Here is a 16,273-nt window from a genome sequence, read left to right as displayed (position 1 = left end):
TTTTATAAGGATACTCTTAAAGAAAAGGCTACATGATGCAAAGTGTTTGGAAAGTGAATAGAAGATGAAGTTAAAAAGGGAGGGGTATATGTGCTGTTTATTGGAGTGACAGGATGGGGAGATCATGATTCTTTATACATAAATCCCTATGAAAATAGAAATAAATTACGAACATACAGCGAGTATTTTCCTATAGTAGAAGTGGATAGCTCATTTTATGCGATGCAACCTGCACGAAACTATACAAAATGGGCAATGGAAACACCGAAAGATTTTTCTTTTATCGTAAAAGCATATCAAGGAATGACAGGACATATGAAAGGTGAAATTCCTTTTTCTACGTTCGATGAGATGTTTGATGTATATAAACAATCTATTCTTCCTTTAATTGAAGCTGGTAAATTAAAAACGATTTTATTTCAATATCCACCATGGTTTGATTGTAAAAAGAAAAATGTAGATTTTCTTCGATATACGAAAGAAAAAATGGAAGGTTTACCATGTGCAATAGAATTTCGAAATCAAACATGGTTTTATCCAGAAATGAGAGATAGGACGTTACAGTTTCTAGAACAAGAGAAATGGATTCATACAATTTGTGATGAACCACAGGCTGGGATAGGTTCTGTGCCACTCGTGTTAGAGGTTACGAATTCAGACATGGCATTAATACGTTTTCACGGTCGAAATGTTCATGGTTGGCTTGATAAAGGGGAAAACTGGAGAGCAGTTCGCTGTTTATATCGCTACAACAATAAAGAACTGGAAGAATGGGTTGAACGATTAGAGCAATTAAAAAAGAAAACAAAGGATATATACGTACTGTTTAACAACAATTCAGGTGGGGATGCAGCAGATAATGCGAAACAGCTTATGAAAATGATGAACATTACATATGGTGAGCCGAAGCCGGAGCAATTAAATTTTTTTGAATGATAATAAACAAGAAAGGCACTGTACAAACAGGGGGAATGTACAGTGCCTTTCTATATGAAAAAGAGGGGTAACAATGTTACTGAGCGTTTGGTTGATTCATCAATTGTTGGCTTCATAATAAATGATAATGGTTATCATTATCATTGTCAATGGTTTTTCTAAAAATATATAAAAAACTTTGTATATTTTAAATAGAGATAAAAAAAGAACAGCATTAATGCTGTTCTTTTCCGTTGACGAATTGTTGCAAATCAAAAGGAGTTATCGCCTGGATAAATTCTTTTGAGATAAGTGTTTGAACGAGAGTGCTCTCAGAGATAGAAGCACCTGTTTTCTTTTCATAAGCTTGTTTTAATAAATCAAGTTTTTCAGCCGTTTCTTTTGGTAATTCAATTGTAAGTGTGTTCATAATTTCTCCCCCTTATTATTAGAGTACCACTACAGTATAGGAGAGACAAGAAAAGAGAATATGAAATATAAAAAAGGTTACCAAATTTTCAAATGGTAACCTTTTTTATGTATAAGAGTTATTAAGCAATACCGATATACTTTAAAGTTTTTGATGGAGTACTGTGATCAAAGAAGTGTTGTAAAAATGCAATATCAACACCTGATTTGTATGCACAATAACCCCAAGTTTTTCGAAGTGTATGTGAGCTAATCCCTTCTAATCCAACTTCTTTTGCAGCTTTGTTTAAAATGTACCATGCATGTTGTCTCGTAATAGATTTTGTTCCTTTTTGAGATTTTAACAATGGTTCATTACGTTTCCAAGTTTTACGTTCTTTCATGTAGTCTTCGATTGCGTGCTGTAAGTCTTCATTTACAGCAAACCATTTATGTTTCTTCACTTTTTCATTGTAAAATAAAATGGAATGGCGAACATTTTCATTTTCATCGATTACATCACTAACTTTTAATTGTAAGATTTCACTTACTTTTAAGCCAGAATTTACAGCTAATACGAATAATAAGCCATCACGTTTCGAAGATTGTAAAAGTATATTTTTGATAGTTTCTAATTGTTTTTCATTTTGAATAGGTTGTCCTGCTTGTTTCATTTCACGCACTCTCCTCTTTTATATGTGTAAAGGAAAGGATTAACTTGTTTCTTACTATAAAGGGAGAGTGTGAATTTCATGTGAACTCCTAGTGAAATTAAGACAAATTATTTGACTTCTTTTACTTTTTGTAAATTGAAATAGAATACAACACTGTTAGTCGTATTATACACACCGTATTCGGCATGATGGAGGTCTAAAATGTTTTTTACAATAGATAATCCGAGACCGGTACCTCCAGTGTGACGGCTACGTGATGCATCTAGACGATAGAAGCGATCCCAAATTTTTTCAAGACTTTCTTCAGGGATAGGGTTTCCTGTATTCTCGATTTCGACTTTTACGTTATCTTCTGCTTCTATAATGGAGACTTGTATTTTTTCTCCCTCTGGCGTATAACGGATTGCATTACTTAGTAAGTTCACAACTACTTGCTCAATGCGACTGCGATTTGCTTTAACAAGTATAGAAGGGTCTGCATCGATGTTCACTTGTAAATGTTTTTCTTCCATGCTAAATAATAATTTTGTGTAGACTTGTTGCGTTAATTCACCGATTGAGAACGTCGTCATATCTAGTTTGTAAGTACCAGATTCCAACTTTGCTAATTCTAACATTTCAACAATCAGCCTGTTCATATTTTCTGTTTCTTCTAAAATAACATCAGTATAATACGAAGTATCCTTACTAACACCATCTTTAATTCCTTCTGCAAAACTTCTAATTACACTTAGCGGTGTTTTTAATTCGTGTGATACGCCAGAAATGAATTCTTTTCTTGTTTTTTCTAATTGACGTTCACGTTCAATATCTTGTTGTAACTTTGTATTAGCAACATTTAATCGATCGATTCGATCTTTTAAATTTACAGATAATGTATTGATACTGCCAGAAAGCCCGCCAATTTCATCGTCAGCTGTAACAGGTAATTTCTCGCTGAAATCAAAATTAGCCATTTTTTTTGTAACACGATTTATTTTAATTAATGGCTTAACAATGATTTTTGAGTAGTAGAAGGATAACAAAATAATTACGAGAAACACGATGATTAAGGCATAGACATAATAATCTTTTAAAACGAGCATCGCTTCATTAACAGGCTGCAAAGATGCTATCGCAAAAGCGTATTCTGTAATCCTTCCATTTTCTATAATCGGTTTTACAAAGATACTATTTTTTATATTTTCTCCGCCATCTAATATGAAAGTACTTAATTGGTTCGAGTTAGAAGTTCCCTCTCTAATCATATCTGCAAAATATTGAACGGCTTGTAATGTTTCAATATCATTTGCAAGACGAACCTCCGCTTTGGATGGGAGCTGTAACTTAGTTATAACACCTGTAAAGACGATTCGAGTTGTAGATTTGTATCGGCTTGCAAGTCTGTTCTTAGAAGGGTTACCATTAATTGACTGAAAATCCGAATAGAAATGTTCGTTCTGCCATTGATTATAATTCGTTCCTAATTTTTGTGGTGTGATTATATTATTCTCTTGTACGACTCCATCAACATTGATTATTACATCTTTTTTTAAACCTAAATTTTCGAATTTATTATATTCTTCTGGTGTTAAAAGATTGTTGAGTGGAATGGAATACTGTTTATTATTATTGGGATTAAATACATCGATATAGTAATTGTTATCACTTTTAATAATACCGTTAGAATCCAAAACTGCATATCGGCATTTGTTTTATCATGAAATTCTTGTTTTAGTTTTCTAACCTGCTCATAACTTTTATCACTTTTATCATAATTATCTACGAATTTTTCAAAAGCAGTTTGGACTGTTTTTACTTTCTTATTAATATAAAATTTCTCTAAAAATAGAGATTGTCCTAGGAAAAAAAGTAGGAATATGATTGTAAATAAAGTGGATGTTAATAAAAATAGTTTAAAGACAATACTTCTGTTTTTCACTGCGTCACCTCTTATGAGAAATACTGTAAATGATTTCTTTCTCCCGTTAAATCCGATTGGTTCAACTAATAATCAGTGGGGGATGGAAAAAACCTCCACTGATTAAAGTTTCACTTCATTATAACAAACGTTACAAGAAAGTAGAGGGGAGAAATCTGTCTCTTTATAAAGTAGTTATTTATAAAAAGTCACATAAAAAGAACTCGCCAGACGTATGACAAGTTCTTTAGTGTATTATTGTTGAATTGCTGCATCTAAAGCGATTTCAATCATTTCGTTAAATGTAGTTTGACGCTCTTCAGATGTTGTTTCTTCGCCAGTGAAGATGTGATCGCTAACTGTTAATACAGATAATGCATTTACACCGTATTTCGCTGCTAATGTGTAAAGAGCAGTTGTTTCCATTTCTACTGCTAATACACCGTAATCTCCAAGTTTTTTAACTATGTCCATGCTTTCACGATAAAACACATCTGCTGTTAAAACGTTACCGACACGAACGTGTAATCCTTTTTCAGTTCCAGCATCATAAGCTTTCTTTAAAAGGTCAAAATTTGCAGCTGGTGCAAAATCAAATCCTGGGAATGTTAAACGGTTCATATTAGAATCAGTACAAGCCGTCATTGCGATAATAACATCACGAACTTTTACATCTTTTTGAATTGCACCGCAAGTTCCAACGCGAATTAAATTTTTAACTCCGTAGCTTTGGATTAATTCGTTTACATAAATAGAAATAGAAGGAACACCCATACCTGTACCTTGAACAGATACACGTTTTCCTTTATAAGTTCCAGTGAAACCTAACATACCACGCACATTATTATAGCAAGTAACGTCCTCTAGAAATGTTTCAGCGATATATTTTGCACGTAATGGATCACCAGGTAATAGAATAGATTCAGCGATTTCGCCTTGTTTTGCTTCGATATGTACACTCATAAAAAAGTCCTCCTTATAATGTATTGATAGAAATCAATATCATTTGCATTATACACTACGAATCCTTTCAATTAAAATCTTTTTATTATTTGTAATATGTGCAAAATAGGAGGATTTCATAAATCATAATCTAGAATATATATCTTAAGAAGTTTTGTATGAATAGAGACAATAAAAATGGTAGGTGATGTTTTGAAAAATCTTGTCATTGGGCTTATTGCGTTAGTACTTATTGTGGCAGGAGGATTTTACATAAAAAAATATCAAGAAAACGAAGAGACTGTAGGAGATGTTCAGGAAGTAAAGTGGGATGTTTCAAATGGAAAGGGAAATGAGAAAGTAGATATTGTATTTCAGTTGTTAAACAACAAGAATAATGAAATTCGTGGTGTAAATGATCAAATGCGGGCAGTGATTGTAGATGGACAGTTAAAAAACATACAACAAATTAAACCCACATTTGCAGGGAACGGGTCATATAAGTTATCTTCCAAAATAGCAAAAGACGAAGAATATACAATATTTTTATACGAAGACAAAAATAAGTCCGTAGAGTCATTCGCTAGGAAGAATTTTGGTAGAACGAAAGAGGAGAACAATAAGAAAAAAGTGAAATTTCCAATCGACAGTGTACTTACAAAAAAAATAGGAGAGTATGAAGTTTCTCTTTTATTTGGCGCATTACATCCGAATGAACCAGTTACGTTAACATTTCAGTTTCAAGCGAAAAAGGGTGAAAAATTGAAATTGCATTCAGAGAGAGGAGAAGTAGAGTCACTCTATATAGTGGATGAAACGAAGGAGAATTTTTTATACGCTATGCCTGTAGATACGGATGAGCAATTACAATACCGAATTACATTTCCTGCCGAGGGCACGTATAAAATGTGGGGGAATTTCTATATAAATGGTAAGAAGTATGAAAAAGAATTTATTGTACAAGTTCAAAAAAGAAAAAGCAGCTAAGAATTTAGCTGTTTTTTCTTTTTCCTATTAATTTTGTTACAGAGAGCATTGTAATTGGTAAAGAATGATTCTTCCTAAATGCTAAATATTTACCGCTCCATGCTGGTTTATATTTTTCTTTAAAATGTCGTAATCCGCTGAAACTATACGTATAACGAACGTTATTAAAGATTGCAGCAGCCACTCGTTCAGACCAGAAAGACTGTGTGGATAAACCAACATTTGAAAGTGGTGCCATACCGATATTAAAGGAGTGGTATTCATTTTCTTTTGCCCACTGGAATAAGTGGATGAAAATTGCGTCCATAATGCCGCTAGGCGCATCTGGATAATATCGCATTAAATCGACAGATAATGATCCGTTTTGATATACAGGCATGAATGTTGTGAATGCAATAATTTTTCCATCCGCATCAGATAATGTTGCGATAGGAGCGCGACTAATATATTCACGATCGAAGTATCCGAGTGAAAAACCTTTCTCTTTTTTTCCACCAAGCCATGCATCTGAAACTTTTCTTAACTCTTCATATAATTCGTCGGAGAAAGGTGGCTCATGAATAGAGAATGTATAGCCTTCTCTTTCAAAACGGTTGAAAGTAGCTCGCATGCCAGCGCGTTTCTTTCCTGTTATTGTAAAGGTATTTAAATCAACAACAGCTTCTTCACCAAGCTTAAAGAAGTTATAACCAAAATCGTGGTATAAACTCATCCATTTACTTTCAATTTGATAGAATACACAAATGTATCCAAATCGATCAGCCTCAGCTAAAAACTCTTGCAATACAGTACGATAGGAGGAAGGGTCCCCAATTGGATCACCCAGTACAATAAGTCGTTTTCCAGTTATTGAGAAGAGAATGAGTGCTTTTCCATCACTACTGAAAAAGAACTGTTTATCTCCTAAAAAACCTAAATGACTAAGTACATTTCCACCATGTTCATCTAAGAAGTTTTGTAATCGTTTATCATTAGCTGGTTGCCCGGGAAATTCATTTCGATAACGATTTGCAATGAGTGAACCAATTAGTAAAAAAGTAGGAACAAAAAAGGCAGCTGCTAATGCACTTCGTTTTACTTGTGTAATATTACGAACGACAAAATCAGGTTTGAAAGCTTCTTTTGCACCTGCAAATAAAATACCTAAGTTTTTATATAAATATAACGTTACAAGTAGGAATATAAAAACTTTTACGATATCGGAAAGTGAGACTTCCATTTTCTCACGTACAAACCTTTTACGAAGCATATACAATACAGCGAGTACGATTAATAAAATAAAAGTTTCTTCAACATCAATTCCTTTTAGTGTGTTAAAAATAGCCGCTCCAATTAAAGATACAATCGTCATATAATAAGAACGTTTTGTTCCGTAATATATCCCCCGCGAAAGAATGAGGAGGAGAATACCGAATGTTAGCGATAAGCTAAAAGAAAATTGAATAAGATGTTTTGGAGCTAGAATATGTAAGGCGTGTGCCCGATTTATACTTGTCGGTAGAATGGTTGATAAAATAACCATTAAGCCAGCAAATACTGTTAAAGCAGCAGATGCCCAAGAACCTAACTTTCCTAGAAAGTCACGCTGCAAAGTCCATATAACACCAGTTGTCTCTAATGCAGGCGCAATAAAAGGTTTATCTTCAAACTTTTTAATGGCTACTCCTGTCATTTCAAAAGCTGCAAAAATGAGACCAAGGCAGAAGGGCAAGATGTAATAGACGAGACGATATAATAACATAGCAGGGAGTAAAACACCTGTATCGATGCCGTATTGCCCAAGCCCAGTTAAGAAGACAAGATCAAATGATCCAAGGCCACCAGGAACAAGACTAACGACACCAGCTAAAGCAGCAATAACATATACGCCTAAAAACTTTTGGAATTCGATTTCAATGCCAAATAATAGTAATATGACGTACATAACAATACCAGCAGATACCCATTCGACTAATGAAACTAATGAGTATAAAACAGTTGGGTTTTTCTCCTCTTCTTCTTGTTCCTCTGTTTGCGTCGCTTTTCTATTTTTTAATTTAGAAAATCCGATATATATAGGGACGAAAAGAGCGAAGAAGATAAGAACAGGCCATAGCCATGGTTTTTCATGCAAAATAAATCTCGTGTCTAATATTCCGATAAGACCAAGAAATGAAAGAATGGCTAATCCATTAATAAAGGCAGTTGTCATCCAAGCGATACTTTTAATAAGTTTTCCATTTTCTTTTATATATGGACGATAAAGCATTGTGCGTACGCCGGCTCCAACAAGACCACCAAACCCGATAAATCCATTTAAAGTATTAGCAATCCACGAGATACGGAAAATCTTTTGGACAGGAATGTCAGCTTTTAAGTAACGAAGCATAACATAGTCATAAAAGAACATTGTTGATACAGCGAATGCACCAAGTGTAATTGCTAAAAAGACTCCTCCAGTTGGAATGTTTTTAATTGTATCAATCGCTTCTAAAAAAGAAATGCCCGCTAATTCTTTTTTTGCTTGAAAGAATACAATTGTTAATACAACAAATGGGAAGATAATTTTCCCGATTTGTAAGAAACGTTTCCATGAAAACGACATAAATACAACTCTCCTTGTATAAGAAAACTGAGACAATAATATTATTATGACAAACTTCAAGAAAAATAAAAGGTAATTTCCTGTATAGGGAGCTATTTTTATATAGGTATATTTAAAAGAATATTTTGTTTATCAGAAAATTAAGTTAGAATAAGGTGAAAGAAGGTTGAGGGGAGTATATGATTATAAAAGGTTACGTAGGATATGAGTTAGAAAAAGAAACCTAATACATCAGAAGATTTTTTTAACAGATCTGAAGTGACATATATATTAAATGGTAAAGAGAAAACTTTTTCGGTTTTATACGTTCGATATTTTGAAGAAGTTTTACAAGAAATTACTCCTTTTGAAGGAAATCCAGTGTATAAAGTAGAAGAACAAAACATATATTTGCGCGATATTGTAGCGATATGTTGTTTAATGAAAGATAAGGAGCTTCGTGCGCAAAAACGTTTGTATTTAAATAATATGGAAGAATTTCAACAATATTTTGATGAGGGAACGGTGTCGAAAGTACAAGAAATATTGGCTGAATTACATAAAAATAAAAGAGTAGAAATAGCGTGAAATGGCAAAGGAGAGAGAAAAAATGTCTAATTTTATGGTTGAAAATCAAACAGAACAAGTTTCTATATTTTTAGAAGATGCTATTAATTTAATAACCAATTATGTAAATTATCATACGTTACCTTCTTTATTAGAGGAAACACCAGCAGGGAATGAGCGATATTATAAAGGGTTATTAGCATCAATGAGACGACTTCTCGTTTTTTGCGAAGAAGGACAGGATGCATGTTTTGTTTTGTTGAATAGCCAGCCATTTCGAAAAACAGCAGCTGAAAAAATTTTATATAAGATTTACCATCAAGTAATTGCAGAGTTTTTTTCACCGAAGAGTGATCATTGGTATGAAAATAGTCGGTCTGCATATACAGGGAAAAATTCTATCGTTTTTCAACAAACACCACCTGCATCTTTAGAGCAAGTGATGAAGAGTTTAGAAGGTAAATTTCAATTGATGCGTGAAGAACTAGAATATTATGAGACGGATTATCAGACAAAGATGTTACACAAATATTGATTGAGGAAAAGAAGCTAAGGTGACTTAGCTTCTTTTCCTTTTGTACAGTTATATAAGGGATTTTCATTGAATATAGTTAAGTGGATAGCATTAGGGAGGTGCAACATGAATCAGCAAGGTGTATTTACAGATTACTTTCATGAAGTAGAAAATTGGTGTGAAAGTGTTCTTCACGTATTAGATAGTCGCGCAATGGAAGTGTATGATGTCCATATGCTTGCTTATAAAATTCAGACGTTATTAGAGCGTATGAAAGAGCATGAGTATGAAACAGATGCAGAGTTTATGTATGAAATAAGCGATGATGTAGAACATATTCAGCATCACTTGCAGGAAGTATTTATGCAAGAAGAAGAGGAATATGAATTATATGAAAGAGGGGATAGTGAACGAGCTGTCCCAATTGGAGGACATACACTCCCGCCATTACCTTATCCATATAATGCGTTAGAACCGTATATTTCTAAAGAAATTATGATGTTACATCATGATAAACATCATCGGAGTTACGTGGAAGGATTAAATAAAGCAGAGAAGATGATGGAAGAAGCGAGAAAAACAAATAAATTTGATTTAATTAAGCATTGGGAAAGGGAAGCGGCTTTTCATGGGTCAGGTCATTACTTACACACGATATTTTGGAATAACATGAAAAAAGACGGTGGTGGAAGTCCAAGAGGAACTTTTTCACAACAAATTGAACAAGATTTTGGGAGCTTTTTACGTTTCCAAAAACATTTTACAGAAGCAGCCTCTAAAGTAGAAGGTTCAGGCTGGGCAATTCTCGTTTGGGTACCCCGGTCTGGAAGGTTAGAAATTTTGCAAAGTACACTTCATCAATTATTTACACAATGGGATACGATACCGCTCCTTGTACTAGATGTCTGGGAACATGCGTATTATTTACAATACCAAAATCGAAAAGATGAATATATTAAAAACTGGTGGAATGTTGTAAATTGGCCTGATGTAGAAAAAAGGTTTGAAACTGCGAAACAAATTGAATGGACACCATATTAGACGCAAATTCTCTGCGTCTTTTTTAATGGAAGTAGAAGGAAGATTTCGTTCATATTTTAAAAGGCCAAGCATACACTTGTACAAAAAGTGCCAAAAGGACGTGGGGGGAAATATGAGACGAATTTGTGTAATCATTACGCTTCTTATGATGTATGCAAGCGTTATGCCGATTCCTACATATGCAAAGATAAACAGCAATGTTAGTGCTCGAAATGCTGTATTAATGGAGCAACAGTCTGGTCGTGTATTATACGGAAAGGCAGAACATGAGCCTCAAAAAATTGCTAGTATAACAAAAATTATGACCGCCTTATTAGCTGCTGAATCAGGGAAGATGAAAGAAATGGTATCAGTTAGTAATGAAGCGGTGAGGGTGGAAGGATCGGCAATCTATTTAAAGCCTGGACAAAAAGTGAAGTTAGAAGATTTAGTATACGGACTCATGCTTAGATCTGGTAATGACGCAGCGCAAGTAATTGCTGAAAGTGTGGGTGGGAGTATAGATGGATTCGTATATTTAATGAATCAAAAAGCGAAAGAAATTGGAATGAAAGATACGCACTTCTCAAACCCTCATGGCTTAGATGGAGATGGATCACATTATTCGTCGGCTTACGATATGGCATTATTAACGAAATATGCAATGGGAAACGAGACATTTAAGAAAATCTTTGGAACCAAAACATATAAATCAGATTCTTGGGATTACCCGTGGAAAAATAAACATAAGCTGGTAACGTCTTATTATGAATTTGCAACAGGGGGAAAAACAGGCTTTACGAAGAAAGCTGGGCGAACGCTTGTTACAACGGCATCAAAAGGTGGACTAGATTTAATTGTCGTAACTTTGAGTGCCTCTAGTGATTGGGATGATCATATGAATTTGTTTGATAAAGGTTTTGACCGTTTCAAACAAACGAAAGTTTTAGGACAAGGAGCAATTGCTGAAATAAATGAAAAGAAGTATGCCAACCATGTTTATACGAAAAATAGTTTTTCGGTACCGTTAACTGAAGAAGAAAAAAAGAACGTAGTATTAAAAGTTGAACTCGATAAAAGTACAAAACTTACGGATGGAGTAAAGGTTGGGAAGACAGACATTTATGTTGGTAATGAAAAAGTTGGAGAACGGAATTTATTTTATAGTAAACGAAAGTTAGTAGCTACAACGGGACTTTACTGGAATAATGTGAAAGAAATTTTTTCTTACATGATAGGTGTTGGGAACGATGGTTAATCTCGTATGGGTAGCGATGGCTGTCATTGGGATTGTATACGCCATGATAAATGGAACGATGGAAGAAGTGAATAAAGCTGTATTTGACGGAGCAAAAGATGCGGTAACGATTTGTATAGGACTTATTAGTGTTTTAGTATTTTGGCTCGGTTTAATGAAAATTGCAGAGGAAGCCGGATTGTTAAAAAAATTAGTTACACTTTTTATGCCGATAGTAAAAAGGTTGTTTCCAGAAATACCAAAGGATCATCCGTCTATGGGATTTATTCTATCAAATATGATGGCAAACTTTTTTGGTCTAGGTAATGCAGCGACCCCTCTTGGTATTAAAGCGATGGAACAACTGAAAGAGTTAAATGGAGGAAAGGATTCGGCGAGCCGTTCTATGGTGACGTTTCTAGCATTAAATACATCAGCTATTACATTAATTCCTACGACAGTCATTTCCATTCGAATGACGTATGAATCAGCGAATCCTACTGAAATTGTTGGGGTAACATTTATTGCACAAGTACTTTCTATGATTGGAGCAATTTGGATTGACCGCTATTTTTACCGAAGAAGGAGTAGAAAGGGGCGGAAAAAATGAGCATTGTAAATACAATTTCCTTATGGGTAATCCCTTGTGTAATTGGTTTTATCCTTTTATATGGCACAATAAAGAAAGTGCCGACGTATGAATCGTTCGTTGAGGGAGGAAAAGAAGGGATTCAAATTGCAATTTCCATCTTACCGTTTATGGTTGGAATGCTTGTGTCTATTTCTATATTCCGGTCTTCAGGTGCGTTAGATGCAATGATATCGGTAATGAAGCCAATGTTAGATTTAATCCATGTTCCAGCAGAAATTGTACCCTTAGCACTTATACGCCCTATTTCAGGCTCTGCTGGTTTAAGTATTACGACCGATTTAATTGCAACATATGGGCCAGATTCGTTTATTGGGAGATTGGCTTCTACGATGCAAGGGAGCACAGATACGACTTTCTATATTTTAACTGTATATTTTGGAGCGGTTGGGATTAGAAAAATGGGGGATGCACTAAAAGTAGGACTTTTTGCAGATTTAATCGGGATTATATGCTCAATTGTGTTCGTTTCTTTATTGTTTCAGTAATACTATTCATTTTTTACGCTATTTCGCTTATAATACGTATACGACCACTATTAAGGTGTAGCTTAATAGTGGTTTTTTTATGTGGTATTTTTGACAAAATGATGAACTTTTATTGTGAGAAATATGAAAAATATGGACAATAATAAAGGGTAAAAACATGATTTGACCTTTATATGTTTATTATCATCGCTATGTTGTTTAAGTAAGATGAAGCGAATAGCCGTAAAGCGTATGCGGTTGCCAAGTCTTTCTAATGTAAGGTAAGATAAATTCGAGGTGAAAAAAAGAAATGGAACGATTACAAAAAGTGATTGCGCAAGCAGGTATTGCATCGAGAAGAAAGGCTGAGGAATTAATTCAGCAAGGAAAAGTGAAAGTTAATGGAAAAATAGTGAAAGAGTTAGGGACAAAAGTAACTCCTCAAGATAAAGTAGAAGTAAATAATATCCCTCTTGAAAAAGAAGAACCTGTTTATTTTTTACTATATAAACCAACTGGCGTAATTTCAAGTGTATCAGACGATAAAGGAAGAAGTGTTGTAACGGACTTTTTCCCGGAAATTACACAACGTTTATTCCCAATCGGACGCTTAGATTATGATACGTCTGGCGTATTATTAATGACAAACGATGGGGACTTCGCAAACGTATTAATGCATCCTAGATATAAAGTTGAAAAAACATATGTTGCAAAAATAAAAGGGCCATTAACAGGTGAGAAAATTCGCATGTTAGAACGCGGTGTTACGTTAGAAGACGGTAAAACAGCACCAGCACGTGTGAAAATTATTTCTTGGGACAAGCGTAAAGAGATGGCTATTGTACAATTAACAATTCATGAAGGACGTAATCGTCAAGTACGTCGTATGTTTGAAGCGTTAGACTGTAAAGTAGTGAAATTAAAACGTGAACGTTATGCTTTCTTAGAAGTAGGAAGCCTGCGACCTGGTGATGCGAGAGAATTGACACCACATGAGGTGAAACAATTACGCGCGCTTGCTTCTACAAAGCCAAGATAAGCTATAGAGTTAAAAATTCACCAGTGGAGTGCTCTGCTGGTGATTTATTCAATACAACATTTACAGAAGATAATACATAACATTTACCGAGGAGAGGAGAGGAGAGGTAATATGAAGAAAAATCGCTTATTATTTCGCGTTATTATTCTACTCATTTTATGTGGTGCTTTAGGATTTACCCTTTATCAAGGATTCTTTGCTAATAAAGAGAAAATGCAAATCGGAAAAGAAGCACCTAACTTTATTGTGACGGATTTAGAAGGAAAGAAAATTGAACTAAAAGATTTAAAGGGAAAAGGTGTATTTTTAAACTTTTGGGGCACGTGGTGTAAACCTTGTGAAAAAGAAATGCCTTATATGAATGAATTATATCCAAAGTATAAAGAAAAAGGCGTTGAAATCATAGCGTTAGATGCAGATGAAACGGATATTGCAGTAAAGAACTTTGTGAACCAATATGGTTTGAAATTCCCAGTTGCCATTGATAAAGGACAAAAGATTATAGGAACATATGGAGTAGGTCCTTTACCGACAAGCTTTTTGATTGATAAAGATGGAAAAGTAGTGGAGCAAATTATAGGGGAACAAACGAAAGAACAGTTAGAAGGGTATTTAAAGAAAATTACTCCGTAATAAAGAAAGCCTTTACATAAGGGGTGCGTGTTTATAGTGCCTCTGGTTTAAAAATTCTGAGTATTGCGGTAACTTGAGGTTAGAATATACAATAGTACATATAGATACAGGGGCGGTGAGAGTGTTGAAAGAAATTAAATGTGAATGTGGACATGTTAATCCGATAGGAACCGTTTTTTGTGAAGCTTGCGGGAAACCATTTGAAAGCAATGAAAATGCAAAACTATTGGATATGCGCTATGAGGGGAGTGCACGGAGATCTCTCACGCAGACAAAAACGATAGTCGATAAAATTTGGAGCTTTTTCTCTTCTGTAAAAGTAGGTGTATGGCTAATCGTAATAACTTTAGCTGCATCAGCGATAGGAACTATATTTCCGCAAGAAATGTACATAACTCCAGGTATTGCACCAGCTGAATATTATAAACAAGAATATGGATTTTTAGGACAATTATACTATCAATTAGGGTTTAATAATTTATACGGTTCATGGTGGTATATGATTTTGATTGCTTCTATCGGTATTTCACTTGTGATATGTAGTTTAGACCGCGTTATTCCACTTTATAAAGCTTTAAAAAAGCAAGGCGTAAAAAGACATCCTAGTTTTTTAAAGAGACAGAGATTATATGGGACTGGTACACCGCAAGAAGGTGACCTGGAAAGAGTGCAAGAGAATTTAAAGAAAAGAAACTATAACGTGAAAGTGGAAGACGGAAACGTTTTAGCAGAAAAGGGACGCTTCTCGCGTTGGGGTCCATATGTAAATCATATCGGTCTTATTATCTTTTTATTCGGTGCGATGCTTCGTTTTTTACCGAGTATGTACGTAGACGAAGCACTTTGGTTACGTGACGGTGAAACGAAAGAAATACCAGGGACGGATGGACAATACTACTTAAAAAACGAGAAATTTATAAAAGAAGTTTATGATAAAAGTAAGGACAAGGAAGTTTTTGATGAAGCGATTGATCGTGTAGGCGATAAAATGATTGCGAAAAACTTCCAAACGAATGCCGTATTATATAAAGCAGTAGGAGAAAATATAGCAGGACAAAAACCGAAATTAGAAAAAGTAAAAGAAGCGGAAATTCGAGTGAATGAACCACTGAAATTTGATCAATTTGCAGTGTATCAAGTTTCTTATAAAGAAAGTGAATTTAAAAGTATGTCCTTTAACTTGCAAAATAAAGAAAATAATCAAAAGTGGGGACCAATTAAAGTAGATTTAACGAATCCTAAGGAAAAATATGATTTAGGAAATGGTTATTCTCTAGAACTATTAAGCTATTTTCCTGATTTTTATTTTGATGAGAATGGAAAACCAAATACAAAAACGAAATTACCAAACAATCCTGCATTTGTATTTAAAATGTTTACACCTGAGACACCAGATGGTGAAGTGAGTTTTGTTGGTATTCAGCAAAATATAGAACCAGATGGAAACAACAAATATAAAATGTCGTTTGCAGGTGTTGAAATGCAAAATGCAACAGCACTTACTGTAAGAAAAGATTTAACGCTTTGGATTCTCGGCATTGGAGGATTTATATTTATGGTTGGTGTCATTCAAGGTATGTATTGGAATCATCGCCGTATTTGGATACAACGTGTTAATGATGAATGGTGGATTGCAGGGCATACAAATAAAAATTGGTTCGGTTTAAAGAAAGATATTGAAAGAGTACTAGAAGGTACAGCAATTCCACAGCCAAATGATAAAGTAATTGATAAAAAAATTAGTTAAGGTGGGGAAAC

The 16,273-nt window shown here is 34.4% G+C and carries 14 protein-coding genes and 2 pseudogenes; 11 read left to right on the top strand and 5 right to left on the bottom strand.

The window, feature by feature from the left end; all coding sequences use genetic code 11:
* The first annotated feature begins 90 nt into the window (after positions 1-90).
* On the top strand, positions 91-936 hold the full coding sequence (locus tag IQ781_RS08185) for a DUF72 domain-containing protein (protein WP_000897361.1): 846 nt from the start codon (positions 91-93) through the stop codon (positions 934-936).
* 214 nt (positions 937-1,150) lie between these two features.
* On the opposite strand, the gene IQ781_RS08180 is transcribed toward IQ781_RS08185, so the two are convergent.
* From IQ781_RS08180 to deoD, 4 genes and pseudogenes are all read right to left on the bottom strand, one after another.
* Positions 1,151-1,345 carry a DUF3924 domain-containing protein gene (locus tag IQ781_RS08180; RefSeq protein WP_001094860.1) on the bottom strand — a complete coding sequence of 65 codons (195 nt, stop codon included), beginning with the start codon at positions 1,343-1,345 and terminating at the stop codon, positions 1,151-1,153.
* Positions 1,346-1,466: 121 nt separating this feature from the next.
* The gene (locus IQ781_RS08175) at positions 1,467-1,997 is read right to left on the bottom strand and encodes a tyrosine-type recombinase/integrase (RefSeq protein ID WP_000806236.1); all 531 of its coding nucleotides are present in this window, start codon (positions 1,995-1,997) and stop codon (positions 1,467-1,469) included.
* Positions 1,998-2,104: 107 nt separating this feature from the next.
* A pseudogene (locus IQ781_RS08170) lies at positions 2,105-3,918 on the bottom strand (sensor histidine kinase).
* Positions 3,919-4,152: 234 nt separating this feature from the next.
* Positions 4,153-4,860: a purine-nucleoside phosphorylase gene (deoD, locus tag IQ781_RS08165; RefSeq protein ID WP_000110703.1), complete on the bottom strand. Its 708-nt coding sequence runs from the start codon at positions 4,858-4,860 to the stop codon at positions 4,153-4,155.
* Between the two features lie 177 nt (positions 4,861-5,037).
* Here deoD and IQ781_RS08160 point away from each other — a divergent pair, with 177 nt between their 5' ends.
* On the top strand, positions 5,038-5,826 hold the full coding sequence (locus IQ781_RS08160) for a hypothetical protein (protein ID WP_065382300.1): 789 nt from the start codon (positions 5,038-5,040) through the stop codon (positions 5,824-5,826).
* A 4-nt stretch (positions 5,827-5,830) separates the two neighbouring features.
* Here the strand turns inward: IQ781_RS08160 and mprF are convergent, their stop codons facing one another.
* Positions 5,831-8,410: a bifunctional lysylphosphatidylglycerol flippase/synthetase MprF gene (gene mprF, locus IQ781_RS08155; RefSeq protein ID WP_000010848.1), complete on the bottom strand. Its 2,580-nt coding sequence runs from the start codon at positions 8,408-8,410 to the stop codon at positions 5,831-5,833.
* 179 nt (positions 8,411-8,589) lie between these two features.
* Here mprF and IQ781_RS08150 point away from each other — a divergent pair.
* From IQ781_RS08150 to resB, 9 genes and pseudogenes are all read left to right on the top strand, one after another.
* Positions 8,590-8,977: pseudogene (locus IQ781_RS08150) on the top strand (hypothetical protein).
* Between the two features lie 22 nt (positions 8,978-8,999).
* Positions 9,000-9,491 (top strand): YpuI family protein, encoded by a 492-nt coding sequence (locus IQ781_RS08145; protein WP_000064519.1) that lies wholly within the window; start codon positions 9,000-9,002, stop codon positions 9,489-9,491.
* A 105-nt stretch (positions 9,492-9,596) separates the two neighbouring features.
* Positions 9,597-10,511, top strand: a complete 915-nt coding sequence (locus tag IQ781_RS08140) for a superoxide dismutase (RefSeq protein ID WP_001075741.1) — start codon at positions 9,597-9,599, stop codon at positions 10,509-10,511.
* Between the two features lie 112 nt (positions 10,512-10,623).
* Positions 10,624-11,748: a D-alanyl-D-alanine carboxypeptidase family protein gene (locus tag IQ781_RS08135; RefSeq protein WP_001252635.1), complete on the top strand. Its 1,125-nt coding sequence runs from the start codon at positions 10,624-10,626 to the stop codon at positions 11,746-11,748.
* Positions 11,741-12,337 (top strand): spore maturation protein SpmA, encoded by a 597-nt coding sequence (spmA, locus tag IQ781_RS08130; RefSeq protein ID WP_000247811.1) that lies wholly within the window; start codon positions 11,741-11,743, stop codon positions 12,335-12,337. The genes IQ781_RS08135 and spmA overlap by 8 nt, the downstream gene beginning before the upstream one ends.
* Positions 12,334-12,864, top strand: a complete 531-nt coding sequence (gene spmB, locus IQ781_RS08125) for a spore maturation protein SpmB (protein ID WP_000029514.1) — start codon at positions 12,334-12,336, stop codon at positions 12,862-12,864. Before spmA ends, spmB begins: the two co-directional genes overlap by 4 nt.
* Positions 12,865-13,153: 289 nt before the next feature.
* The gene (gene rluB / locus IQ781_RS08120) at positions 13,154-13,882 is read left to right on the top strand and encodes a 23S rRNA pseudouridine(2605) synthase RluB (RefSeq protein WP_000440556.1); all 729 of its coding nucleotides are present in this window, start codon (positions 13,154-13,156) and stop codon (positions 13,880-13,882) included.
* A gap of 111 nt (positions 13,883-13,993) precedes the next feature.
* The gene (gene resA, locus IQ781_RS08115) at positions 13,994-14,515 is read left to right on the top strand and encodes a thiol-disulfide oxidoreductase ResA (protein ID WP_139847121.1); all 522 of its coding nucleotides are present in this window, start codon (positions 13,994-13,996) and stop codon (positions 14,513-14,515) included.
* 121 nt (positions 14,516-14,636) lie between these two features.
* Positions 14,637-16,262, top strand: coding sequence for a cytochrome c biogenesis protein ResB (resB, locus tag IQ781_RS08110; RefSeq protein ID WP_000910524.1), 1,626 nt, complete (start codon positions 14,637-14,639; stop codon positions 16,260-16,262).
* Positions 16,263-16,273 lie beyond the last annotated feature (11 nt).

It is taken from the genome of Bacillus sp. N447-1, assembly GCF_022701035.1.
GTDB classification, from domain to species: domain Bacteria; phylum Bacillota; class Bacilli; order Bacillales; family Bacillaceae_G; genus Bacillus_A; species Bacillus_A cereus.
This window is presented reverse-complemented; position numbering and strand designations above follow the sequence as displayed.